18 protein-coding genes and 1 tRNA gene are annotated in these 25,662 nt (G+C 61.3%); 15 read left to right on the forward strand and 4 right to left on the reverse strand.

Annotated features, from left to right (window positions below; translation table 11 throughout):
* Positions 1-33: 33 nt before the first annotated feature.
* Positions 34-4,467 (reverse strand): ATP-dependent RNA helicase HrpA, encoded by a 4,434-nt coding sequence (gene hrpA / locus HWU94_RS04215; protein ID WP_185174444.1) that lies wholly within the window; start codon positions 4,465-4,467, stop codon positions 34-36.
* Positions 4,468-4,635: 168 nt separating this feature from the next.
* Positions 4,636-5,358 (reverse strand): purine-nucleoside phosphorylase, encoded by a 723-nt coding sequence (deoD, locus tag HWU94_RS04220; RefSeq protein ID WP_185174445.1) that lies wholly within the window; start codon positions 5,356-5,358, stop codon positions 4,636-4,638.
* A gap of 118 nt (positions 5,359-5,476) precedes the next feature.
* On the opposite strand from deoD, the gene HWU94_RS04225 reads away from it, so the two are divergent.
* Together HWU94_RS04225 and HWU94_RS04230 are read left to right on the forward strand one after the other, a co-directional pair.
* Positions 5,477-5,872: a hypothetical protein gene (locus tag HWU94_RS04225; RefSeq protein ID WP_185174446.1), complete on the forward strand. Its 396-nt coding sequence runs from the start codon at positions 5,477-5,479 to the stop codon at positions 5,870-5,872.
* Between the two features lie 4 nt (positions 5,873-5,876).
* Complete coding sequence (locus tag HWU94_RS04230) at positions 5,877-6,506, forward strand: GNAT family N-acetyltransferase (RefSeq protein WP_185174447.1); 630 nt, start codon at positions 5,877-5,879, stop codon at positions 6,504-6,506.
* Between the two features lie 370 nt (positions 6,507-6,876).
* Here HWU94_RS04230 and HWU94_RS04235 read toward each other — a convergent pair.
* Positions 6,877-6,949, reverse strand: a tRNA-Arg gene (locus tag HWU94_RS04235).
* A gap of 121 nt (positions 6,950-7,070) precedes the next feature.
* Here HWU94_RS04235 and HWU94_RS04240 point away from each other — a divergent pair.
* The 9 genes from HWU94_RS04240 to HWU94_RS04280 all read left to right on the forward strand — a co-directional run bounded on the left by HWU94_RS04240 (position 7,071) and on the right by HWU94_RS04280 (position 19,193).
* Complete coding sequence (locus HWU94_RS04240; protein ID WP_185174448.1) at positions 7,071-7,985, forward strand: alpha/beta hydrolase; 915 nt, start codon at positions 7,071-7,073, stop codon at positions 7,983-7,985.
* Positions 7,986-7,995: 10 nt separating this feature from the next.
* Positions 7,996-9,657, forward strand: a complete 1,662-nt coding sequence (argS, locus tag HWU94_RS04245) for an arginine--tRNA ligase (RefSeq protein WP_185174449.1) — start codon at positions 7,996-7,998, stop codon at positions 9,655-9,657.
* Positions 9,658-11,142, forward strand: coding sequence for a diaminopimelate decarboxylase (locus HWU94_RS04250; protein ID WP_185174450.1), 1,485 nt, complete (start codon positions 9,658-9,660; stop codon positions 11,140-11,142).
* 182 nt (positions 11,143-11,324) lie between these two features.
* A complete protein-coding gene (locus tag HWU94_RS04255; protein ID WP_185174451.1) occupies positions 11,325-12,611 on the forward strand; it encodes a homoserine dehydrogenase in 1,287 nt (428 codons plus the stop codon).
* Positions 12,612-12,623: 12 nt separating this feature from the next.
* The gene (gene thrB / locus HWU94_RS04260) at positions 12,624-13,640 is read left to right on the forward strand and encodes a homoserine kinase (protein WP_244956023.1); all 1,017 of its coding nucleotides are present in this window, start codon (positions 12,624-12,626) and stop codon (positions 13,638-13,640) included.
* Between the two features lie 319 nt (positions 13,641-13,959).
* A complete protein-coding gene (gene rho, locus HWU94_RS04265; protein WP_185174452.1) occupies positions 13,960-16,080 on the forward strand; it encodes a transcription termination factor Rho in 2,121 nt (706 codons plus the stop codon).
* A 15-nt stretch (positions 16,081-16,095) separates the two neighbouring features.
* Positions 16,096-17,178 carry a peptide chain release factor 1 gene (prfA, locus tag HWU94_RS04270; RefSeq protein WP_135011527.1) on the forward strand — a complete coding sequence of 361 codons (1,083 nt, stop codon included), beginning with the start codon at positions 16,096-16,098 and terminating at the stop codon, positions 17,176-17,178.
* 2 nt (positions 17,179-17,180) lie between these two features.
* Positions 17,181-18,104, forward strand: coding sequence for a peptide chain release factor N(5)-glutamine methyltransferase (gene prmC / locus HWU94_RS04275; RefSeq protein ID WP_244956024.1), 924 nt, complete (start codon positions 17,181-17,183; stop codon positions 18,102-18,104).
* Positions 18,105-18,119: 15 nt separating this feature from the next.
* The gene (locus HWU94_RS04280; RefSeq protein ID WP_185174453.1) at positions 18,120-19,193 is read left to right on the forward strand and encodes an L-threonylcarbamoyladenylate synthase; all 1,074 of its coding nucleotides are present in this window, start codon (positions 18,120-18,122) and stop codon (positions 19,191-19,193) included.
* Here HWU94_RS04280 and HWU94_RS04285 read toward each other — a convergent pair.
* Positions 19,190-20,263 carry an NAD-dependent epimerase/dehydratase family protein gene (locus tag HWU94_RS04285; RefSeq protein WP_185174454.1) on the reverse strand — a complete coding sequence of 358 codons (1,074 nt, stop codon included), beginning with the start codon at positions 20,261-20,263 and terminating at the stop codon, positions 19,190-19,192. The two genes, HWU94_RS04280 and HWU94_RS04285, sit on opposite strands and share 4 nt — an antisense overlap.
* A 252-nt stretch (positions 20,264-20,515) precedes the next feature.
* On the opposite strand from HWU94_RS04285, the gene HWU94_RS04290 reads away from it, so the two are divergent.
* The 4 genes from HWU94_RS04290 to HWU94_RS04305 are packed head-to-tail and all read left to right on the forward strand — an operon-like array spanning position 20,516 to position 25,661.
* Positions 20,516-22,366, forward strand: a complete 1,851-nt coding sequence (locus HWU94_RS04290; protein WP_185174763.1) for a glycosyltransferase — start codon at positions 20,516-20,518, stop codon at positions 22,364-22,366.
* Positions 22,359-24,221, forward strand: coding sequence for a nucleoside-diphosphate sugar epimerase/dehydratase (locus HWU94_RS04295; protein WP_185174455.1), 1,863 nt, complete (start codon positions 22,359-22,361; stop codon positions 24,219-24,221). Before HWU94_RS04290 ends, HWU94_RS04295 begins: the two co-directional genes overlap by 8 nt.
* On the forward strand, positions 24,221-25,249 hold the full coding sequence (locus tag HWU94_RS04300) for a glycosyltransferase family 4 protein (protein ID WP_185174456.1): 1,029 nt from the start codon (positions 24,221-24,223) through the stop codon (positions 25,247-25,249). The genes HWU94_RS04295 and HWU94_RS04300 overlap by 1 nt, the downstream gene beginning before the upstream one ends.
* Positions 25,239-25,661, forward strand: coding sequence for a hypothetical protein (locus HWU94_RS04305; protein ID WP_185174457.1), 423 nt, complete (start codon positions 25,239-25,241; stop codon positions 25,659-25,661). The genes HWU94_RS04300 and HWU94_RS04305 overlap by 11 nt, the downstream gene beginning before the upstream one ends.
* Position 25,662 lies beyond the last annotated feature (1 nt).

Here is a 25,662-nt window from a genome sequence, read left to right on the forward strand (position 1 = left end):
TTGCGGTCCCCTTTGGTGAGAGGACGGGCGGGCCTAGGCGTTCTTGATGGCCTCCATAGCCTCGCGCAGGGCTTTAGCCACCCGCTTCTCGCTGACAGTGTAGGCGGTGCCGAGTTCCTGGGCGAAGAAGCTGACGCGCAGTTCCTCAATCATCCAGCCGACCTGCTCCAGCTCGGGAGTCGGCACCGTGCCCCCGGGCAGGGACTGCACGGCCTTATCGTAGGCGTCCTCAAGTTCCTGCACGGTCAGCATGAGCTGGTTATCCCGGTTGACGTTGGGCCCCAGCTTCTCAATACGCTTGGAGATCGCCTTGAGGTAGCGGGGCAGATGGTGCAGCTGAACCGCACCGGTTTCGGTCACAAACCCCGGGTAGACCAGGTTCTCCAGCTGGCTCTTCATGTCGCTCATGGCGTGAACGACTGCAAGCGAGGTGGACTTCTTAATGAGCTTCTGAACCTTAGCCGTTTCCGACAGAATATCGGCAACCAGCTTGGTCATCACGAAGACCGTGTCAATGAGCTCAGCCCGCACGCTATTGAACAGGGCAGTGTACTCCGCCCTGGTAAAAGGTGGGGTGGCGGGCACCAGCTGGTCGATAGCGGCTACCGTGCAGTCACTAATGAGGGCGTCGATTGACCCGTGGGGGTTCTGCGTAAAGACCAGTTTTTCACGGTTGTTCAGGTGCTCAGAGACGTAGCGCTCGGGCGAGGGAGTATTGAGTTTGAGCAGGCGAATCACGCCCCCGCGCTGGGCCCGGCTAGCTTCAGCCTCGGTGGGGAAGATCCGCACAGCAACGGACGCCCCCTCATCCACCAGGGCCGGGTAGCCTGCAACCGTCTGGGTAGCAATGACGCGCTCGACTTTACGGGGGAGATCCTGCTCCGGCCAGTCGGTTAGACCCGAGACCTCCCGCACGGCTTTACTGCCCGGCGCCTGTTCCGGGGCGGACGCCTGTGCCCCCTTGACACCTGCACCCCGGCTCCCAGCCCCGCTGGCAGCTGCAGAGGGTGCAGAGGCGTCGCGGGCGTCCTGACCCTTCTTACCACCAGCGGCCATGGCAGCCATCTTGCCCATGGTCTCGGGGCTTGCACCCAGAGAAGCTGCCAGGGCAGAGCGAATCTCGGCGTGCAAAAGACCCTGGAGTTCCACTAAATCCTTGCCTTCGCCCAGAATCTTATTCTGGTGGTTGCGCACCTGGAAGGTGAAGCGCAGGTGCTCGGGTACCGCATCCCAGTTGAACTCGGCCGGGTCGACCACGTGCCCGCGCAGGCGGCGCAACACCAGGGCCAGGGCCTCAGTGAGAGAGTCAGTAGCGGGGGAGTAGTCGGCGTTGAGTTTCTCAACGGCCTGACGTGCAACGTCCGGTGCAGGAACAAAGTTCTTGCGAATCTGCTTGGGCAGGGACTTAATCAGGGCCGTCACCAGCTCCTCCCGCAGACCCGGAATCAGCCACTCAAAAGGAGCCGGTTCAAGCTGCCCCAAGAAGAGCACCGGAACCTGCACGGCAATGCCGTCCGTCTGTGTCTGAGACGAGCGCACCCCACCAATCTGCACGCTGGGGGCGTACTCGTAGCGCAGGTCAAGGGCCAGCTCCCCGCCGGAAGTGCGGGCAGTCCAGGTGCGGGGGAAGAGAGACTCATCGTAATCGGCGGCCTCTTCGTCAATCAGGTTTTCGGGGGTGAAATCCAGCAGGTGCTCATTGACCCGGCGTTCCTCCTTCCACCAGCGGTCAAAGTGGCGCTCAGAGACAACGTGCTCGGGTATGCGGGCGTTATAGAAGTCGAAGAGGACAGCGTCATCGACCCGCAGGTCACGGCGGCGCAGACGAGCCTCAAGCTCCTCAACCTCAGCCAGAGCCTTCTGGTTACGGGCAAAGAAGCGGTGGCGGGTCTGCCAATCGCCCTCTACCAGGGCAGACTGAATGAAAATCTCGCGGGCAGCTACCGGGTCAACCCGCCAGTACTGGATACGCCGGTCGGCGATGATGGGCAGCCCAAAGAGAGTGACCTTCTCATGGGCCAGCACCGACCCCTGACGGGCAGACCAGTGCGGGTCAGAATAAGAGTGCTTGAGCAGGGGCCCAGCCAACTCTTCCACCCACTCGGGCTCAATCTGCGCGTTCACGCGCGCCCACAGGCGGGATGTCTCTACCAGCTCAGCAGATACCAGCCAGACCGGATTCTTCTTAAAGAGGGCAGAGCCGGGGAAAATCGCGAACCGGGTTCCGCGCGCCCCCCGATACTCGTGGCGGTTCTGCTCATCCTGCATACCGATATGCGACAGCAGACCTGAGAGCAGTGACTTATGCACCTCGGTCTCACTGGCAGCCGGGTCAATATCGCGCCCGCCCTCAACCGTAATACCGGCCGACCGGCCAATCTCCCGCAGCTGGGCAAAGAGATCCTGCCACTCACGAATACGCAGGAAGTTCAGGTATTCCCGGTGGCACATCTTACGGAACTGGCTCGACGACAGCTCTGCCTGCTTCTCGTTGATGTACTGCCACAGCAGCAGATAGGAGGTGAAGTCTGACTTCTCATCCTTATAGCGGGCGTGCAGGGAGTCTGCCTCACCCCGGTGCTCGGCGGGGCGCTCGCGGGGGTCCTGAATGGTCAGGGCAGCAGCCAGCACCATGATTTCCTTGGCAACGCCCCGCTTGGAACCCTCCACAATCATGCGGGCTAGGCGGGGGTCAACGGGCAGGGCTGCCATGGCGCGCCCGGCGGCAGTGAGCGGTGAGGACGGACGCCGCCCCCCTCTACCGCGTGCCCCGCGCGTATCGCGGGGGAGGGCGTCCGCCCCATCACGGCCGGGGGTAGCAAGTGCCCCCAGCTCACGCAGCAGGTTGACGCCGTCGTTGATAGCGCGGGTTTCGGGCGGCTGAACGAAGGGGAACTTCTCAATATCGGCGGGGGACTTGACCACGCCGATAGCGGTCATCTGCAGAATGACTGCGGCCAGGTTGGTGCGGAGAATCTCGGGGTCGGTGAACTCGGCCCGGGCCTGGAAGTCCTCTTCGGAGTAGAGGCGGATGGCGATACCGTCAGAGACACGGCCACAGCGGCCCGAACGCTGATTGGCTGAGGCCTGCGATATACGCTCGATGGGCAGGCGCTGTACCTTGGTCCGCGCGGAGTAGCGCGAGATACGGGCGGTGCCGGTGTCGATCACGTACTTGATGCCGGGTACGGTCAGGGAGGTTTCAGCTACGTTGGTTGCCAGCACGATACGGGGCCGGCCACCGGGTTTGAAAACCTTGTGCTGCTCAGCCATCGATAGGCGGGCGTAGAGGGGCAGCACCTCGTAGTCGGCCAGGCGGCGGGTGGATCGCACCATATCCTCGATAGCGTCGGCCGCGTCGCGGATTTCACGCTCACCCGAGAAGAAAATCAGAATGTCGCCGGGGGCCTCTTCAGAAAGCTCCCGGATGGCGTCAAGCACGCCCTCAATCGGGTCACGGTCGTCGTCCTCGAGGCCGTCACCGGCATCCGCCTCGTCTTCCCCGCCGTCGCCGGTGCGGGGTTCGCTCAAGGGGCGGTAGCGGATCTCGACGGGGTAGGTGCGGCCGGAGACCTCAATGATGGGCGGGGCGTCATCGGGCAGGGTTGCCTCGGCGATTTCTTTTTCTTCGGGGCTGAGGGTCTCATCGACGATGCCGACACCGGGCACAAAGCTGGGGGAGAAATGGCGGGCGAAACGCTCGGGGTCGATGGTGGCTGAGGTAATGACGATTTTCAGGTCGGGGCGCTGCGGCATAATGCGCTTGAGATAGCCCAGAATGAAGTCAATGTTGAGGGAACGCTCGTGGGCCTCATCAATGATGATGGCCGAGTACTGGCGCAGCAGCCGGTCGTTCTGAATTTCGGCCAGCAGAATACCGTCGGTCATGAGCTTGATAGCGGAGCCTTCGCCCACCTCTGAGGTGAAGCGCACCTGGTAGCCCACCGTTTCGCCGATTGTCTGCCCCAGTTCTTCGGCGATCCGTTCAGCCACCGATCGGGCGGCCAGACGGCGGGGCTGGGTGTGGCCAATCATGCCCTTTTCCGCCAGACCCAGTTCAAGGAGCATCTTGGGGAGCTGGGTGGTCTTACCCGAGCCGGTTTCACCCGCAACGATGGTGACCTGGTTGTCGCGGATAGCTGCCATGATGTCATCCCGGCGGGCAGAGACGGGCAGGCCCTCGGGGTAGGCGATGGTCTTAGGAATCAGCGGGGTGTAGGGACGGCGCTGGTTCGGTTTTTTCCCGCCCTGCTTGCCCCGGGGTGCTGAGCTGCGGCCGCGACGCTGGGAACGGGCGGGCGCGTCCGCTCCCTCACGAGGGCCGGACGCCTGCTTCCCCCTGCCACCGCGCTTTCCGGCGGTCTGGGGTTCGGTGGGCTCGGATGCGCGGACGCCCGCGCCGTGCATAGCAGCGGCGATAGCGGAGAGGGGCTGGGCAGGAGTGCGGGAAGAATCTGAACTAGACATACTGCCCTCTATTTTAGGGCAGAGCCGGCAGGAACGGTCAGGTTTCACTGGGCGCGTGAAGCCTATCGACTATAGTCGATAAACTTCTGGAAGCTATTTCTGTATAAGGACGCCCCGCCCTCCTGCCCTGGGGCAGGGGAGTGGGGCGCAGGCGTCCTGACAGAAAATTTAGAGGCTGGCCGCTACCGGCAGGACAAGCTCCATCATGTCGGTGAAAGCGGTCTGACGCTGCTCGGCGGTGGTCTCAACACCCTTGAAGAGGTGGTCCGAGACGGTGAAAACAGAGAGGGCCTGCACACCGGCGGCGGCAGCCACAGCGTAGATACCGGCGGTTTCCATCTCAACAGCCAGCACACCCATCTCAGCCCACTTAGAGGCGTCGGAGAAGTCAGAGCGGTAGAAAACGTCAGAAGACAGCACGTTACCCACGTTGAGGGTCTTGCCCTGGGCCTCGGCCTCCTTGGCCACAGCCGACAGCAGGGGCCAGGACGCGGTCGGGGCAAAGGTGCCGGGGAGCTTGTAGTGGTGCATGAAGTTAGAATCAGTCGAAGCTGCTGAGGCCACGACCAGGTCGAAAAGGTCAAGGCCCTCAGCCATGCCACCGCAGGTGCCGATACGGATCAGGTTCTTCACGCCAAAGGTGTGAATCAGCTCGTGGACGTAGAGGCTGGCCGAAGGGATGCCCATACCGGTACCCATGACCGAAATGCGCTGGCCCTTGTAGTCGCCGGTGAAGCCGAACATGTTGCGCACGGTGTTGAACTGCACGACGTTCTCAAGGTAGGTATCGGCAATGAACTTGGCGCGAAGCGGGTCGCCGGGCAGCAGGATAGTTTCGGCAATTTCAGCGCCGTTCGGGGCAATGTGCGGGGTGTTGACGGCTTCAGCCATGTCACTCTCATTTCTGGTGCGAAAGGGTGGGGTTTCGCCCCAAGTCTACCCGGCTTCATATAAGCAACCCTACTTAGTACTTTGGTAGGCTGGGAAGGAATGCCGAAAGGAGTATTCAATGACGAAAGCACTCTATCTCACCCTGGTCGCTGCTTTTGGCGCCTCCATCAGCGGCGTCATCGGCCTGTTGCGGGCCTTCGCGCTCCCAGAACAAGAACTGACGCCCTATCTCATTGGTATGACGATTGGGGCAGTCGCCCTGACTTTCATCAGCCTAGCTGCCATGCGCTTCCCCGGCCCCGACCTTCACCTGATCTACCGTCGACAGTTTACGGCTCGTCCCTCCGGGGCCTTCCTGCTGGGCGCGGTATTCGGTCTTGGGGTTGATCTGCCCCGTATCGACCCGCAGGACTTTATCTTCGATGCTATCTTTTCTATCATTTTTGCCCTGGTTATCGGCGTGATATCAGCAGTCTGGGTAGCCTTCCGCCGGCCTGCTCCTGACCTAAACTAGGCACATGGAGCTACGCTACTGGGTGCTCACCGACGCCCCTGACCTTTACTCGATTTATCGCACATCCTCAGGCCTGGAGCGGCAGATGCCAGCCCTCGCCAGCGAAGAGGACGCCCTGAACCTCATCGAAACCAGCTACCTACCGGCTGAAAACCGGGCTATTTTCTGCCTCAGCGATGAAGGGCGGCCCGCAGGGCTCATCGGGCTGAACTTTACGGCCCGCAGTGACACCGGAGCCTGGGATAGGGCCTGGGTCTACTACTGGATAGCTGACCCCTACCGCGGGCAGGGCTACACACAAGCAGCCCTCAGGGCGGCGTGCGCCTGGGCCCTGGGCGAACCCAACCCCGCACCAACCTTACCTACTCTCGATACCGGCCTGCTGGCGTCCTTACCCTCGCCCCACCTCCGCCGCCTGGAACTGGGCTACCGCGCCAACAACCCCGCAAGCGGAGCCGTTGCCGCCGCAGCCGGGTTCCAGATTGAAGGGATCGAGCGGGAGAAATTCCTCTACGCCGGGCAGACCTACGACGCGGTGATAGCCGCTAGGCTCCGCAAGGACGGACGCACCCCGGCCAGCCTGCGCCACCAGGAGGCAGTTTCCCGCCCCGGCTTCCACCACGTTGAACTCTAGATCGAAAATAAGCAGGGGTTTGAAGTGGAACTCGTTGCCCCAAACTAACCCGCACTTAGCCTGAAAACCCCGCAACTAGTTGCGGGTAAAACAGAATAAATGCGGGGAAGAAGGCGGACGCCGGGCACAAAAAGAGAAGGTAGGCCAGCGCTTCGCGCATTCTGGCTCCGCTTGTTTTAGCCGGCTAAAAGGCCCCACTGGGGCCTTTCTTTACGCCGGGCACAAAAAGAGAAGGTAGGCCAGCGCTTCGCGCATTCTGGCAAAACTGTTAGCTGGCTAAAATCGTCACATCGGTGACGATTTTGACGCCAGGCACAAAAAATAATGGTCTGCCCTGCGCAAGCGCAGTATGGCAGACCATTATTTTTTGTGCCCTCGAAAGGATTCGAACCTTCGACACCCAGCTCCGGAAACTGGTGCTCTATCCACTGAGCTACGAGGGCAACACTGAACCTTCACTATAGACAGTGAAACTCAGACCTGATTACTCTATCAGAAACCCCGCCCCACAACACAAACCGATTACAGTAGGAACAAAGACCAGCGCACCGAAGGGCTGAATCAATGACCACACTCACCGGCAACTACGCGGGAACCAACCACCCCTCCCAGACCTTTGATTTCTACCCGCCCAGCGCACCCACCGGTGAACACCACCCCGTGCCCCTACTCATCTACGTCCACGGCGGAGCCTGGCGATTCGGCGATAAATCCTCCTTCCTGCTAGCTGATAACGGTCTACACCGCGTCCGCGAACGCTTCGCCCACGCCGGCTACGCCACAGCCTCCATCAACTACCGGCTCAGCCACGAGGCCCTCTTCCCCGCCCAAATCAACGACCTCAAAACAGCCATCCGCTACTTCAAAACCAGGGCCGAAGACTTCGCAATCGACCCCAACCGTATCGTCCTCGCAGGCGGATCAGCAGGCGGGCACCTGGTCCAGCTAGCCGCCGCCACAGGCCACCTGAACGAGCCCTACCTCGAAGGCCTCTCAGCCAGTGCGCTCGCTGCCCGCACCATCGCCGGTGAGCCGGACTCGTCCGTTCGCTGTGCCGTCTCAATCTACGGGGTCAGCGACCTGCGCACCATCTTCGATGACCGCGTGGCCTGGGGCTTCCCCTACGACCACCCCGAAGACGACGGTGCCGAATGGCGGCTACTCGGCTCCACCTACCCCGCCCCGGCAGGTAGCCCAGCAGAGGTTAACTGGGCCAAAGCTCACCCCATCGACTACGCCCAAGAAGCCCAGAGAACCGGCGAACGGACCCACGCCCCGGTCTACTACATCCACGGCACCGCAGACACCTGCGTGCCGCCCAACCAGTCCGTCGAGGCTCACCGTGCCCTCTCAGCCGCCGGAATCGCCACCGAACTGACTCTGATTGGCGGGGCGGAGCACTCCGACCCGGCAATCTACGCCAGCGAGAGCACCTGGGAACATATCATTCGCTGGGTAGGTCTACAGCTCACCCTGTAGACTTGACCCTATGACTCCCGAAGAACTCTCAAGTGCAATTGACGGCGCGCTGACCGCAGCGTTCGAAGCCGGCGAACTGACCCTGACCGACGGCGAAACCGCCCCCGCTGTGCGCGTAGAGCGCCCCAAGAACCGCGACCACGGCGACTGGGCCACCAACATCGCCCTGCAGATTTCTAAGAAGGTGGGGAAGAACCCCCGCGAGGTAGCCCAGATCTTGGCTGCCCGAATCACCGAGATTACCGGTGTGGCAAGCGTAGATATCGCTGGCCCCGGCTTCCTCAATATCACCCTGGACGCCGCCGCGGCGGGTGAGCTGGCCAAGACCATCGTTGAGCAGGGCTCAGCTTTTGGTACTAACGAAACCCTGGCCGGTCAGACCATCAACCTGGAGTTCGTCTCCGCTAACCCCACCGGCCCCATCCACCTGGGCGGTACCCGTTGGGCCGCTGTGGGTGACTCCCTGGCCCGTATCTTCATCTCCCAGGGTGCCAAGGTTGTGCGTGAGTACTACTTCAACGACCACGGCAACCAGATTGATCGCTTTGCTCGCTCCCTGCTGGCCCGTGCCAAGGGTGAGGAGGCTCCCGAGGACGGCTACGGTGGCGAGTACATCACCGATATCGCCAACCGGGTGCTTGAGGTTCGCCCCGATGCCCTTGACGCCGAAGACCCCCAGGAAGTTTTCCGCGCTACCGGTGTTGAATTCATGTTCGAGGACATCAAGGCGTCCCTGCACGACTTCCACGTTGATTTTGACGTCTACTTCCACGAGAACTCCCTGTTTGAAAACGGCAAGGTAGATGAGCTGCTTGAGAAGCTCAAGGAGTCCGAGAACCTCTACTTCAAGGACGGCGCCTGGTGGCTCAAGTCCACCGACTTCGGCGACGACAAGGACCGCGTGGTTATCAAGTCTGACGGAAATGCCGCCTACATCGCCGGTGATATCGCCTACTTCCAGGACAAGACCAAGCGCGAAGAGAACCCCGCTGACTTGGCGATCTACATGCTGGGTGCTGACCACCACGGCTATGTAGCCCGCCTCAAGGCCGCTGCCGCTGCCCTGGGCGATGACCCCAACATGGTTGAGGTCATGATTGGCCAGATGGTTAACCTGGTCAAGGACGGTACGCCCGTGCGTATGTCTAAGCGTGCCGGTACCGTTGTGACCCTGGAAGACCTGGTTGAAATCGTGGGCGTGGATGCAGCCCGTTACTCCCTGACCCGCTACTCGGTAGACTCCAACATCGATATCGACCTGGATCTGCTGACCAAGCAGTCCAACGAGAACCCGGTCTTCTACGTGCAGTACGCTCACGCCCGCACCTGCGCTATCGCCCGCAACGCTGAGGCTGCCAGCGTCACCACTGACTCCGTCGATACCTCCCTGCTGAACTCAGAGGCAGACTCGGCCCTGCTGGCTGCCCTGGGCCAGTTCGCCGGTGCCGTCAAAGAAGCCGCTGACTTCCGTGAGCCCCACCGCGTGGCCCGCTACCTGGAAACCCTGGCCGGTGCCTACCACCGCTGGTACGGTGTCTCCCACGTTGCTCCCAAGGGCGATGAAGAGGTCACCGACCTGCACCGCACCCGCCTGCTGCTGAACAACGCTACCCGCCAGGTATTGGCCAACGGCCTGGGCCTGCTGGGTGTAAGCGCACCGGAGAAGATGTAAATGGGCGCAGAAGCCGCACTGTTCAAGCCCGACTGGCTGAGCTACCCGTCCGCCCCGTCCGACCTTGACCCGGTGATTTGGATGCCCTCCTTCACCCGCTCTGAGAACGGCGAACTTGAGGTGGACGGCACCCCCGTCAGCCGTCTGGTTGCCGACTTTGGCACCCCCGAATACGTCTTTTCTGAGACCACCTTCCGCGCCCGCGCCTCTGAATTCCGTTCCGCCTTCGAGACGGCTTTTGAGAAGCACGGAGCTGAGGTCTCGGTCTACTACGCCGGTAAGTCCTTCCTGGCGACCGCCGTGGCCAAGTGGGCTGAGGAAGAGGGCCTGTGCCTCGATACCGCCAGCGGGGGCGAGCTGGCGATTGCCATGCGGGCCGGGGTGCCCGGCGCGAAAATCGCCCTGCACGGTAACAACAAGTCGGCGGGCGAGATTGCCCGTGCCCTGCGCTACGGGGTAGGGCGCCTGGTGGCCGACTCGGTGCCCGAGGTGCAGCTGATTGCGCAGGTAGCAGCCGAGCTGGGCGTCACCGCCCCGGTCATGCTCCGCGTGACCCCGGGCGTCCACGCCTCAACCCACGACTACATTGCTACCGCCCACGAGGATCAGAAGTTCGGTCAGTCTCTGGCAGCCGGTACCGCACCGCTGGCAGGTCTGTCGCTTGAAGAGCTGACCGAGCTGGGAATTACCGCAGACGATGCCTACGCTACCGTGGCTGCCGCTCTGGCCCTGGCCAGTGAGCACATTGACCTGCGCGGTTTACACTGCCACATTGGCTCCCAGATTTTTGAGGCCGAGGGCTTCGGTAAGGCCGCTGAGAAGGTGCTGACCTACATGCAGCAGCTCAACGAGCGCTTTGGCGTGGTGCTGCCCGAGATTGACCTGGGTGGCGGCTACGGTATTGGCTACACCGAGCAGGACACCCCGCGCGGTTCAGCCGATATTGCTACCGAGCTGGCTGACATGGTCTCTAAGACCTGCGCCAACGTGGGTATGGCTATACCTCATCTCTCCTTTGAGCCTGGGCGTTCCATCTCGGGCCCCTCGGGTATCACCCTCTACACGGTCGGTACTATCAAGGACGTGGCAATTGAGGATGAGAACGGGGACACCCGCGTGCGCCGCTACGTCTCGGTGGACGGCGGCATGAGTGATAACCCCCGCCCGGTGCTCTACGAGTCCGACTACGCCGTGACCCTGGCTAACCGGGCTCCGGAAGGGGAGCAGATTCTCTCCCGCGTGGTGGGTAAGCACTGCGAATCCGGCGATATTGTGATTCGCTACTGCTACCTGCCGGCCGACCTGGCAACGGGAGACATTCTGGCTGTTCCGGCCACCGGCGCTTACAACCACGTTATGGCCTCCAACTATAACTACCTGACCCGTCCGCCGGTCATCGCTACGGCTCAGGGTAAGGAACCGCGCGCTATTATCCGCCGCGAAACCGAAGACGATATGCTGGCCCGCGACCTGGGTCTAGTTTAGGGTTCTTCACCAGGACGCCGCCTGCCAGCCTCCCCGCCTGCGGGCAGGGAGCGGTGGGGCGGCGTCCTGCCATCAACCACTCCGTGAGAAAATAAAGTTCATACTCTGGGTTACGCTGTCTTACCCGCTAGCATGGTGAGCGTAGCCATGAACCTATTTCCCATCTACGTCAGGAGACGCTCTTGGGCAACACCACCATCAAAGTAGCGCTACTGGGCGCCGGTAACGTCGGCTCACAGGTAGCCCGCATGCTCACCGAAGACGCCGAGTCCCTGCAAGACCGCATTGGTGCGCCGGTTGAGCTCATCGGTATTGCCGTGCGCGATACCTCAGCCAAGCGCCACTATGAGGCTGCACCCGAGCTCTACACCACCGATGCTGAGGCGCTCATTGACGCTGCCGACGTGGTCATTGAACTTACCGGCGGTATCGAGCCTGCCCGCACCCGCATCCTGCGCGCCCTGACCGCCGGCAAGTCGGTGGTATCGGGTAACAAGGCCCTGCTGGCTAAGCACGGTGTAGAACTGGCTGCTGCCGTGGCTAAGAGCGGGGCCCAGCTCTCCTACGAGGCTGCTGTGGCCGGTGCTATTCCAATCCTGCGCCCCCTGCGCGACTCTCTGGCCGGTGACCAGATCACCCGCGTGCTGGGTATCATGAACGGCACCACCAACTACATCCTGGACCAGATGGACACCACCGGCGCCCAGTTCACCGACGCCCTGGCCGAGGCCCAGCGCCTGGGGTACGCTGAAGCTGACCCCACCGCCGATATCGAGGGCCACGACGCCGCCTCTAAAGCCGCGATTGTTGCCTCCCTGGCCTTCCACTCCGATTTCACCGTTGACGACGTTCACTGTGAGGGCATTACCTCCATCACCGCTGACGATGTGGCGGCAGCCGCCGCCGACGGCTACGTCATCAAGCTCCTTGCCGTCTGCGAAAAGGACGGCGAGGGCGTCAACATCCGCGTAAACCCCACCCTGGTACCCCGCACCCACCCGCTGGCGTCCGTCCACGGTGCTTTCAATGCTGTCTTCATACAGGCTGAAAACGCCGGTGAGCTTATGTTCTACGGCCCCGGCGCAGGTGGCGCTCCCACCGCCTCTGCGGTACTGGGTGACTTCGTTTCCCTGGCCCGCCGCCTGGTGCTCGGTGGCCCCGGCATCCCCGAGTCCTCCTTTGCTCAGCTGGCTGCCACCCCCATGAACGATGTCATCTCCCGCTACTCTGTGGGTATCGTTGTGGAAGACAAGCTGGGTGTTCTGGCCAACATCGCCCGTATCTTTGCCGAGCACGGAGTCTCTATCGAGACCATGCGCCAGGCTAAGGGCACCGGCGATGGCACCAGCGCCTCCATCCGTATTGTCACCCACCGCGCCACCGACGCTAACCTGCGCAAGACCATGGCCGTGGTGGACGCCCTCGATACCGTCCGCGACATCACCTCCGTTATCCGTGTAGAAGGCTAAACACCGATTCTTATGTCACTTCCCATGATCGACGGCTCAGACGAGCCTTTCGTCCAGCCCGATGTAATCTCCGTTGGTGCGCGCGTAACCGTCACGGTCCCGGCCTCTTCAGCCAATCTTGGCCCCGGCTATGACTCCCTCGGTTTGGCCCTGGCCCACTATGATGACCTGACGGTCACCCGCGTACCCGGGGTGGGGGAGTTGACCTTCGATCTCACCGGTGAGGGGGCGGACGAGGTTCCGCAGGACGCCAGCCACCTGGTGATCAAGGCCATGGTGACTGCCTGGAAGGCTGTGGGGCTTTTTGAGCTGCCCTCCCTGCACATTCAAGCCCATAACCGCATCCCGCATTCTCGCGGTATGGGGTCGTCCGCTTCGGCCATCGTGGCCGGCGTGACCGCAGCGAACGGCCTGCTCCCCGCCGAGCTCCAGCTTGATGACGAGGCCGTACTACAGATTTGTTCGGGTATGGAAGGCCACCCCGACAATGTGGCCCCCTCCCTCTACGGCCACGTCGTCATCTCCTACGGGGACGACTCGGGCTGGCACTCCCTGCCCGTACCGGCCCACGAGAACGTACTGCCGGTCATCGCAATTCCTGACTACGAGGTGCCGACCAAGGTAGCCCGTGGCCTCATCCCCGAGACCGTTCCCCACAGGGAAGCCGCTGCCAACTCTGGTCGTGCGGCCCTGCTGACCCAGGCACTAGCGTCTTACCCCGACTACCTGCTGCCCGCAACCAGCGACCTACTGCACCAGTCCTACCGCGCTGTTGCCATGAAGCCCTCAGCGGCCCTGGTTAAGTACCTGCGTAGCAAGGGATTTGCCGCGGTGATTTCGGGGGCAGGGCCCACCGTCATGGCTCTGGCCAACGGGGCGGACGAACGCGCCCGAGTTCGCGAAGCCATTGAGGCCTTCGCCACCGAAAGCGAGCCTAATCAGCACGAGAACCGGGCTGTAAGCTGGCGGGTGCTCGATATCGATATCGACACTAAAGGTGTTATGCTTATTTATGAGGAAACCGCCTAGCACGCTCCAGCACTATTCGTGCCCGGGCTCGCCTGTGTTGGCCTCATCCCACGGTTTGGCTGGTCTGTAGAAGCCTCAGCAGGTTCAACCGTTCATTTACGTCTTTCACTGACTAGTGGTGGAGTTCCTTTGCCGGGTATCCCGTCAGCTACTGTTTGGTGCAGCCGGGCGCCCGAACCCGGGTCACCTGATACTCTCGCTTTCCCAGCGACAGCGTCACCTGACCCCTGAAACTATCACTCGCCCGCTCTGGGCATGGCGCATCTGTTGCGCCAGAACAACCCGCGAAATCAACGACATTTCGAGAGAAGGAATCTTCGTGGCAGAAAACACCGACCTGACCGCAGGTACGGAGGCCGCAGCAGCGGCTGAGCAGAAGTCCCCCAGCCTGAGCACCCTCAAACTTGCTCAGCTCCAGTCTCTAGCCTCCCAGCTAGGTATTACCGGCGCCCGCCGCATGCGTAAATCAGACCTGGTTGAGGCCATTTCAGCCCACCAGCGTGGCTCAGCTGTAGCCGACCGTCCTGCTGAAACCGCAGATCAGGCAGAGAAGCCTAAGCGCACTCGTACCCGCAAGACCGCAGCTGAGAAGGCTGCCGAAGCAGAAGCTCCCGCCGAGGCTCAGCCTGAGGCAGAGAAGCCTAAGCGCACCCGCACCCGTAAGACCGCAGCTGAGAAGGCTGCCGAAGCAGAGCAGCCCAAGGGGCAGGACGCCGCCGAAGCCGCTGAAGCACCTGCTGAAGCTACTTCTGAGAAGCCCGCTACCAAGCGTCGCGGTAACCGCCGTGCGACCAGCTCAACCGTAGCTGCTGAAGCCCAGAAGGAAACCAAGCCCGATACCTCAGCCCTTGAGGCAGTTGAAGCTGCCCTTGACGGCCTGGAATCACAAAAGGCTGCCCGCAATGAGCAGAATGAGGGCGAAGAGGGCGCCAAGCGCACCCGTACCGACCGTCGCCGCAAGAACGGGGGCGAGAACGTCGATTCCGCCGAGCAGAACGAGGCCTCCGCTGAGAACGGCGAGAAGAACGAGCGTTTTGAGCGCAAGAACCGTCGTGACCGCAACGACCGCGATAACCGTCAGGACCGCGATAACCGTCAGGACCGCGATAACCGTCAGGACCGCGGTGACAAGCAGGATCGCGAGAACCGCGACCGCGGCGGCAAGAACGACCGCCAGAACAACAACGGCCCTGATGAAGACCGCCGTAACAACCGCAAGAACCGCCGCGACCGTCAGGCAGAGCGCCGTGAACGCCGTAACTACCGCCGCGACGACTACGAGCCCGAGATTAGCGAAGACGACGTACTGATCCCCGTCGCCGGTGTGCTCGACGTCCTCGATAACTACGCTTTCGTGCGTACCTCCGGCTACCTGCCCGGCACCAACGACGTTTACGTTTCCCTGGCCCAGGTCAAGCGTTACGGCCTGCGCAAGGGCGATGCTGTGGTCGGTACCATCCGTGCCCCCCGCGAAGGCGATAACAACAACCGCCAGAAGTTCAACGCCCTGGTGCAGCTGACCTCCATCAACGGTCTGACCCCCGAAGAGTCCAAGGGCCGCCGCGAATTCAACAAACTCACCCCGCTCTACCCCAAGGAGCGCCTGCGCCTGGAGACCGACCCCAAGAAGCTCGGTACCCGCGTTATCGACCTGATTGCCCCGATCGGTAAGGGCCAGCGCGGCCTGATTGTGGCACCCCCCAAGGCCGGTAAGACCCTGATGCTGCAGTCCATCGCCAACGCGATTACTACCAATAACCCCGAGGTTCACCTCATGATGGTTCTGGTAGACGAGCGCCCCGAAGAAGTCACCGACATGCAGCGCACCGTCAACGGTGAAGTGATCGCTTCCACCTTTGACCGTCCGGCAGATGACCACACCACCGTTGCCGAGCTCGCCATCGAGCGAGCCAAGCGCCTGGTGGAGCAGGGCCGCGACGTCGTCGTCCTGCTGGACTCCATGACCCGCCTGGGCCGTGCCTACAACCTGGCAGCGCCCGCTTCAGGCCGCATTCTCTCCGGTGGTGTAGACGCAGCTGCCCTCTACCCGCCCAAGAAGTTCTTCGGTGCTGCCCGCAACATTGAAGAAGGCGGCTCACTGACCATCCTCGCAACAGCCCTGGTCGAGACCGGCTCCAAGATGGACGAGGTCATCTTCGAAGAATTCAAGGGCACCGGCAACATGGAACTGCGCCTTTCCCGCCAGCTGGCAGACAAGCGTATCTTCCCCGCCATCGACCTCAACGCGTCCTCAACCCGCCGCGAAGAGGCCCTGCTCTCACCCGACGAGGTCAAGATTATGTGGCGCCTGCGCCGCGTGCTGGCCGGCATGGACCAGGAACAGTCCCTGTCTGTTCTGCTCTCCAAGCTGCGCGAGACCCAGTCCAACGTCGAATTCCTGCTCACCGTTGCTAAGAGCGGCCTGGGCCACGGCGAATAAGGAAAGGACGCCACCGTGATTGAATCTATCCAGGGTCTGCTCGACGAGCACGCAGACCTCCAGAAGCAGCTGGCTGACCCCGCCGTCCACGCGGACCAGGGCAAGGCCCGTAAGCTGGGCCGCCGCTACTCAGAGCTCAACGGTATCGTTGAAGCCTACAACCGCGTCAATACCCTGCGCGACGACATCGAAGCTGCCCGCGAGATGGCTGCCGAAGACCCCGACTTTGCTGACGAGGTCAAGGAGCTTGAAGCCCAGCTGCCCGAGGCTGAAGAGAAGCTGCGCCGTCTGCTGATTCCCCGTGATCCGGACGATGGCCGCAACGTCATTCTCGAAGTCAAGGGTGGCGAAGGCGGCGACGAGGCCTCCCTCTTTGCTGCTGACCTGCTGCGCATGTACACCCGCTACGCCGAGTCTAAGGGTTGGAAGACCGAAATGATTTCCTCCCAGACCACCGACGTGGGCGGCTACAAGGACGCCCAGGTAGCTATCAAGGGCACCTCGAATGACCCCGCTGAGGGCGTCTGGGCCCACCTCAAGTACGAGGGCGGCGTGCACCGCGTGCAGCGTGTTCCCGCAACCGAGTCCCAGGGGCGTATCCACACCTCAGCTGCCGGTGTGCTGGTCTTCCCCGAGGTCGATGAGCCCGAGGAAATCGAGATCAACCAGAACGACCTGAAGATTGACGTCTACCGTTCATCAGGCCCCGGCGGTCAGTCGGTGAACACCACCGACTCCGCTGTGCGTATTACCCACCTGCCCACCGGCATCGTGGTTGCTATGCAGAACGAGAAGTCACAGATTCAGAACCGTGAAGCTGCTATGCGCGTGCTCCGTGCCCGACTGCTTGCCTGGCAGCAGGAGCAGATTGACGCCGAGAATGCCGAGAAGCGCCACTCCCAGGTGCGCACCATGGACCGTTCAGAGCGCATCCGCACCTACAACTTCCCCGAAAACCGTATTGCCGACCACCGCACCGGCTACAAGGCCTACAACCTGGACGCCGTACTCAACGGCGACCTCGAAGCTGTTGTGCAGTCCGCTATTGAGATGGACGAGGCAGCCCGCCTTGAGAAGCTCGGGCAGGAAGACAAATAAGCGTGGCTGATTTTAGCCTGAAGCCCGGCGAAGAGCTTGATTCAGCCCTTCGCCGGGCTGCGCTCTATCTTGGCACAGCCGGTATCGACTCGGCTGCGGCTGACGCGCAGCTTCTTGCCGCTTACCTGCTGGAGAAGGACGCCGGGGAGCCGGTATCGCGGGGCCGTGTTCAGTCCCTGGCCCTGCTGGGGCATCCGGTACCTGAGGGCTTTGCCCGTCTGGTGACCCTGCGCGGTGAGCGACTGCCCCTCCAACACCTGACCGGCCAGGCCCATTTCCGAGGCCTGACCTTGTCGGTAGGGCCGGGGGTTTTTGTGCCCCGACCCGAGACCGAGCTGCTGGTGGAACACGCCCTCACCGCCTACCGGGGCATGGCTGAGGCCCTGCCCGACCAGCCCCTGGTTGTTGACCTGTGTACCGGGTCAGGTGCCATTGCAGCTGCCCTTGCTACCGAGCTTGCCGCCGATGAGCAGCTGCCGACCCCGCACGTCCTTGCCGTTGAACTCTCGACCGAAGCTGCGGCCTGGGCCGAGCGTAACCTGGGCCCAGCCGGGGTGGAACTGGTAGCGGGCGATGCGCGCACGGCCCTACCCGGCTACGAGGGAACCGTGACCCTGGTGGCCTCCAACCCGCCCTATATCCCTGCCGGGGCAATTCCCAAAGACCCAGAGGTTCGCGATCATGACCCGGCCCTGGCCCTCTACGGCGGGGGAGAGGACGGCATGGAGCTACCTGCCGCCATCGCAGCCCGGGCCTATACTCTCTTAGCTCCCGGCGGCTATCTGATTATGGAGCACGCCGAAACCCAGCGGGAACTGATGCGTCAGGCCCTTGCCGCCGCCGGCTTCGAGGGTATCGAATCTATTGACGACTTTGCAGGTAAACCCCGTCACACCTCGGGCTACAAACCGCTACCAGGCACCTAAGAATGTGAAAGAATAATGAGCGTGAAAGCAACCATTGTTAGTGCAACCGACCCCACGACCCTGGGCGACGCCATCGCGACCGCCAACTCAGCAATCGGTGCAGCCAAGACCATCGTGATCCCCACCGACACCGTGTACGGTATCGCCACCGACGCTTTCTCCTTTGAGGGCGTTGGGAACCTGCTTGCCGCTAAGGGGCGTACCCGGCAGATGCCCCCGCCGGTACTCATTTACGACCAGTCTGTGCTACCGGGTTTGGCCGACGAGATTTCCGAGGACGCCCGCGCCCTGGCTACCGAGTTCTGGCCCGGTGCTCTCACCCTGATTTTCTACTCCCAGCCCTCCCTGAACTGGGACCTGGGCGAGACTCAAGGCACCGTTGCCCTGCGCGTTCCTAATGACCCGGTTGCTATTGAGCTTCTGAAAAACCTGGGCCCGCTGGCTGTTTCTTCAGCCAATAAGACCGGGCGCCCTGCAGCTACGACCGCCCAGGAAGCCATGACCCAGCTGGGCAACGACGTTGAGGTGATTTTCGACGGCGGCCCCCGCCCCGAAAACCGCCCTGAGGGCTTTGAAGCCAAGGACGCCCTACCTTCGACCATCGTGGACTGCACCTCTGACCGCCTGGTCGTGGTGCGCGAGGGCGCAATTCCAGTAGAACGCCTGCGCGAGGTCGTGCCCGGTGTACTAACTCGCGCCGAGTTCGAGGCCCAGGAGAAGGCCCGCCGCGAGGCACCAGAAGCCCCTCTAGTCGCTGCAACGGAGGCGGTGGAAGACACTGAGTTCTCACCGCGTCATATGGACGAATCTGCTGCGGATGAGGTGGAAGATATTCCCGGGCGCCAGGCTGCTGCACCCGCTGCCGGATCGCTTGCTGCGGGTCTGGTTGGCGGTGCTAGCGGTACCGCCGCAGTCGACCAGCGTCGCACAGCAAGCGCTCACGCACCTGAGACTCGCGTGGTGAAAGGCGATACTAAGCCCTACTCGGTAGCTGATGCCCGTTCGCTGGTGTTCGGCACCCAGAAAGAAGCCCCCGCCGGACCGCTGACCGAAGCGGATGGCGAGGGCAACGAAACTCCTACCGTCTAGTTTTCAAACTTGCGGTCCTGCCTGGTGCCTAGCGCGCTGTGGGCGGTGCGAAGCACCTCGCTCACCCGTGCTTGAGGTACCAGGCCATTTTTTTGAGCCCATGAATCGTCGATATCCTGGCCGAACCACATCACCTCGACCCGGCGGACGGGGCCGGTTAGACGGTCACCCAGGAGCTCAGAGACCCTGTAACCGGTGGCAACCAGAGCCCGGCAGAGGATGACCGGTAGATGCAAGGGGCGGCGGCGTCCTGCATCTATCAGAACGGACTCGGTTGTTGCCTCCTCCCAGGGTTGGAGCACAATTGCGGGGAGGGCCTTCTGAAAGCTGGCTACCTTGAAAACGAATTCTGCCAGGGCGTAATTGGACGATACCGGGGTACGACGCGGGGTACGCCCGGCGACGGACGCCAGCGGGGAGGACGCAATTTTTGCGAAAGCCTCGGTGGTGCGGCGGCCTCGGCCCTGCACACTGGTGGCTCGAACGATACAGATTTCAACCGCGTGGTCCCCCGCCACAGCAACGGGGGAGTGGGAAGGAGCAGCCGGGAATTCTGATGCTTCAGATCCGGGAGCCTGCCCCTGAGCCGCTGTTTCTTCGATAAAGGACCGTAGAGCCAGAAGCACCTCTTCGCCCAGGGCCTTTGAGAAAGAGTAGGCAGAGAAAGGCTGTGTTTCTTCGCTCGGAGTGAGCGTAGGAACAGGCCCAAGCACAGCTGCCGAGCTGAGGTGAATCACCCTGCTGACACCGGTGCGCTGGGCTGCGATAGCGATAACGGCAGGGAGTAGGGCATTTGCGCCCAACAGGGGAGCTAGGTCTTCCTGATCAGGGGCAGCCAGGCCCGAAGCATTGATGACTACCTCGCACCCTGCGAAAGACTCGGCGAGAGTGTCGATGATACCGTCCAGCTGACGGGCCTCGCGAATGAGCTGCTCAGCTTCGGCTGTGCGGGTCAGCAGGCGGGGAGCTTCAACAGCATCAACCTGAACACCTTCAGCAGCCAGTCGGGCGACAATCGATGATCCCACAAACCCGCTTGCCCCAATTACTTTCCATGTGGCCTGAGCCATGCCTATACTCCGTCCGTGCGCTGGTTACCGGTAGGTCGTCTGTGACCTTACCCCTAGGGTGACACAGGTCAGGCAGAATTACACGTAGGACAGGCTTTAAAGGGGTGGGCTTCGGGGTAGCTGACCACCTGCGCTGGGCTAATCCACAGGTGAATTCGCTAAACTTAGATAGAGTTGTGTGAATTTTGCCTTGACCCCGGCATAAACACACGTGTACAGGTGGCCTCACCCCACGAAAGGACCTGTTTGCCCATGGTATCTGCCCCTATGCCCCAGCCGCGCCCCCAGGAGCGCATTGTCGCTGTAGTGGTAACGTATAACCGCCGTGAGCTGCTTGAACAGACCCTAGCCGGGATAGAGGCGGGGGAGCTGACCCCCGATACGGTCATCATCGTCAATAATGCTTCCACCGACGGCACCGAGGAATTTCTGGTTGGCTACAAGAGCTCGCTGGCTACCGACATTGTGCACCTACCGCAGAATGTGGGAGGTGCAGGCGGCTTCACCGTGGGCATTGACCGGGCCCTGAACCGGTATGCGGCAGACCTGGTCTGGGTCATGGATGACGACACGGAACCTACCGAAAATACCCTCTCTGAGGCCTACCGGGCTTGGGCTGATTACTCGCCGGTACGGGCAGAGCGCCCGGCCGTTGTAGCCTCAAAGGTGGTGTGGACCAACGGCGAGGACCACCCCATGAACACCATGCGCACCATGTTCGCCGCAGGCCCTGACCGTACCGCGCGGGCAGCTGCTGTCGGTGCCCGCCCGATCCGCTCGGCGTCCTTTGTTTCAATCCTGATGGACGCTGCCGCCATGCGAGCCACCGACCTGCCCCTGGCGGACTTCTTTATCTGGAACGACGACTTTGAATACACCACCCGCCTGATTCACCACAGCAACGGTATTGCTACTGAGAGGTCGGTAGCCCGTCATCACACCAAGACATTTGGTACCACAGATGCAAAACCCGGCCCCCGTTTCTACAACGATGTACGCAATAAGCTCTGGGTTTTTTGTGCCCGTCGCACCCTAACTCCGCTGGAGAAGCTGCTCTACGGCGGTTCGACGGCCCGCCTGTGGGTCAGCACCCTGCTGCGCACCGATGAGAAGAAGACCTACACCGGCTATTTTCTTAAGGGACTTCAGGACGCTGCCGCCGGCTATCGCTCCAATAGCGAGGTACTGGACGGTGTATACCAGCTTGAAACCCCCCAGCTGGCCCAGCGTATCAAAGCAAACTACGGGAGCGACCCCAAATTTTCTGTTTTGATGAGCGTTTATTCCGGGGATCAGCCCGAGCATCTGCGCCTGGCCCTAACCTCGAACACCGAGGGTCAAACCTTGCAGCCCAACCAGCTGGTACTGGTGCAGGATGGCCCCGTGAACGCTGAGCTTTCTCAGGTTATCGCTGATTTTGAAGAGCAGAGCTCTCTGCCTGTGACCGTGGTTCGTCTTGAAGATAATCACGGCCTGGCTGCCGCCCTGCACGAGGGGCTGGGATACTGTATGTACGATATAGTTGCCCGAGCAGACTCGGATGATGTTTCTGCTCCTGAACGCTTTGCCCAACAGATACCTCTGGTCGCTCAGGGCCACTTTGACGTGTTGGGCAGTGCCATGCACGAGTTTAAGGACGACCCCGCCCGCCCCGAGGCCGAACGGAAGGCGGTGACCGGGGCGAGAGCTATTCGAGAGACACTACCGAAGCGCAACCCCATTCTGCACCCCACCGTTGTCTTCCGCAAGAGCGCTGTGGAGGCTGTCGGTAGCTACGTTGAGGTTCCGGGCGCTGAAGATTACTGGCTCTGGGCCCGTATGAGCCGCGCCGGGTTCGTCCTGGGCAACCTGAGCCAGCCCCTGGTAAGCTACCGGGTCGCCACAGCTTACACCCGACGCGGTGGGCTAGAAGCCCTGCGCAAGGACCTCCAGGTCCAACGCAGGCTCTATACCGGGGGACTACTGAGCCCCGTACGCTTCACCCAGAACCTAGCCATCCGCGGTGTCTACCGCCTAGCACCAGAAGAACTGCGTACCCGGGCCTTTAGAGCCATGACCGGCAGAACCCCGCAGGGAAAGAAAGAGAAGGGCAGCAATGTCTAAAGAAGCGTCCCCGCAGACTACCTCTATTCCCATTCTGACATCGAGCACCGAGCGGAAGACCTGGTGGAAGTACGTGCAGATGGGGCTCGACTCCCTAGCCTGGCTGATAGCCCTTCCCGCTGCCTTTGTCCTGCGCTACGGCATGGACCTTAGCCAGATTGATGCAGGAGGGCTCACTACGGTAGCCCTGGTGATGGTCGCCCTGCAAATCGGTGGTGGCCTGATGGTGGGGCTCTACCGCGGCGTCCACAGCTACGGCACCCTGCAAGAGGGGAGCAAGCTCTACCCCCTGATATTAGCTAACACCATCATTATGCAGATACTGCTGATGGTATCGTCCCGTGCCTTTGGAGTACCCCGCTCGGTGGTGCTCATTGCCTTCCCCATCGCAGTTTTGCTGATGATGGGCTTCCGCTACAGCAAGCGAATCTATGAGGAAAAGACCAACCGCCCCAGCGGTAAAGATGTGCAACGGGTGATTGTGTACGGCGCTGGATTTCTGGGCCGCAACCTGGTGTCAACCTTGATGACAGACCCTAAAGCCAAGTACCTGCCGGTAGCGATTGTTGACGATGACCGGTCGGTGCGGAACGCCCGAATTCACTCGGTCAAGGTAGAGGGAACCAGCGCTGATTTAGCTACTCTGGTGAAAGATCACCAGGCCGAGAAAGTGCTCATTGCCATTGGTGAGGAGATCCCTGAACGGCGTTTGGTCCGCATTGCTCAGAGCATGAAAGAGATGGGCGTAGAAACCATACGCATCAACTCTGCTGTTCCCGATATTGGTCACGGTCGCCGACGCAGTGAAGAGAATAATGAGCGCGAGCTTCTTGAGAAGATTCGCGGCACAATTGACTACAAGATTGACCATGACCTCATTCGTAGCTATGTGCAGGGCCGACGGGTGCTTGTGACCGGTGCTGGCGGGTCGATTGGTTCTGAGCTCTGCCGCCAGATTAGTGCCTACCAGCCGGCTGAGCTTATGATGCTCGACCGCGACGAGTCCCTACTCATGGATACCCGGTATTCTCTGACCGGCCTATCAAGCCTGGACGACCCCAGCGTTATTCTGGCGGACGTGCGGGATTTCGAGGCCCTAGAGGCGGTCTTTGTTGAACGTCAACCTGAGGTTGTATTTCATGCTGCTGCCCTTAAGCATGTCTCTGCCCTTGAGGCTTACCCCAAGGAAGCCTACAAAACCAATACCCTGGGTACCGCAAACGTGCTTAAGGCTTCAGCTCAGGTTGAAGTTCAGGTTTTTGTGAATATCTCGACCGACAAGGCTGCCGACCCCACTACAGCCCTGGGGCAGTCCAAGCGCAGTGCGGAAATGCTGACGAGCTGGTACGGCGAGAAGACCGGGCGTAACTATGTTTCGGTGCGCTTCGGCAACGTTTTTGGCTCTCGAGGTTCTATCAAGCCCCTCTTTACCAAACAGATCCTGGACGGCGGCCCCCTGACCGTGACCGACCGGAACGCCACCCGCTACTTCATGCTAATTCCGGACGCCTGCCTGCTGGTCATGCTGGCCGGAGCAATCGGACGTAGCGGCGAGGTGATGGTACTCGATATGGGCAAGCCGGTTAAGATTCTCAAGGTGGCGGAGCATATGCGCAGCCTCTATGAGCGCTTCGATGTGGCTATCGAGGTTATTGGCCTGCGCGCGGGCGAAAAGCGCGACGAGGTGCTTTTTGGCCAGGACGAGGTGCACGAACGCAGCGAAGAGAACGAGAACATCATGCGTGCTCAAGCTCCCAGGCTTGACCCCGCAGAACTTGACTACGCCCGCTGGCTTGAAAACTACCGTAGCCACCGCGGGTACGACCGCACCGAGCACCGGGGGCAGGAGGCCTAATGACTACCTCAGAACTTCTGGCCCTGCTTCTGGTACCTGCTACTGTCGCCCTGGTTGCCGGTCTACTCTTACCCTTCGCCGTGCGTCCTCTCCTGCATCGCTGGAACCTAGTCGACATCCCCACCGCACGGTCTTCCCATAGCTCCCCGGTCTTTCGTGGCATGGGGCTGGCAACCGCACTTGCAGCGGTGCTGGCCTACCTGGTTGCCCTCATCGACGGGCAGATTTTTACCGATCGGTCTATCGCCCTCTTCGTGCTCTTTGGCATGGTGGCATCGGGTGCCCTGGGCTGGATGGAGGACTATCGAGGGGTCTCTATCAAGGTTCGCTTTGCGGCCCAGCTGCTCATCGGAGCTATCGTCACTCTGGGAATAACCCTGATGCTGGGGACCTCCATCTTCTGGGTTCCCCTAGGCGTCTTTGCGATCGCCGCCTACATCAACGTGGTGAACTTTATGGACGGCATTAACGGCATCTCGGGCCTGCACGGCTTTGCCGTGGGTGGGGCTTATACCTACGCGGGCTGGGTCAACCAAATGCCCTGGCTACTTGCCGGGGGAGCGGCCGTGGCTGCGGCCTACCTGGCCTTCCTGCCCTGGAACGTGCGCACCGGTAAAAATGTGTTTCTGGGGGACGCTGGTTCCTACTTCCTGGGGGGAGCTATCGCTTCTATGGCGGTGGGTGCTTTCCTTTCGGGGGTTTATGTTGAGTACATCCTTGCCCCTCTGCTGGTTTACCTAACAGATACCGGAACCACGCTACTGCGCCGAATCGTGCGGGGTGAACAGTGGTACAAACCCCACCGCACTCATGCCTATCAGCGCCTGACGGATGTCGGTTTCAGCCACTTGGGCAGTGCAACCCTTGTGACACTCACTACTTTTGTGGTGACCGCTGCGACCGTGCTGGCTTTACCCTTCGAGACCCAGAATGCTGTTTGGTCTGCCCTATTAGTTGTGCTTATCTTGGCTCTTTACGTCTTTTTGCCGACCATGCTCGGGAAGGTGCGTCAGAAAAATGGGGCCTAAGCCGCTGGGCATCAACGAGATGCCCTGGTTAAAAATTTTCCGGTCTGTCTCACTGGCTTTGGCTATCTTGGCCCTAGTCGGTACGATAGTTGGTGTACTTATCGCAGGTAAACCGGCTGCGGGTGGGTTCCTTACGGGGCTTGCCCTGGTTTATCTCAGTTTCGCGGTCGGAATCATGGTTGTGATACCGGCTGAGAAGAAGTCGATGAAAGCGGCGGCAGCGGCTCTAGCGGCCATGTATCCGTTCAAGATTATGGTTTTCACCGGCCTCTTAGTGTTCGCCCCTATACCGCAGGATTTTCGTAACGGCTGGCTTCTCACCGGAGCCGTCCTGGCGCTGGTGGCCCAGCTTGTCATTGAAACGAAAATTATCTCGAAACAGAGAATCCTCTATTTCGATTCGGTAGGATGAA

It is taken from the genome of Rothia nasimurium (assembly GCF_014217215.1).
GTDB lineage: Bacteria > Actinomycetota > Actinomycetes > Actinomycetales > Micrococcaceae > Rothia > Rothia avistercoris.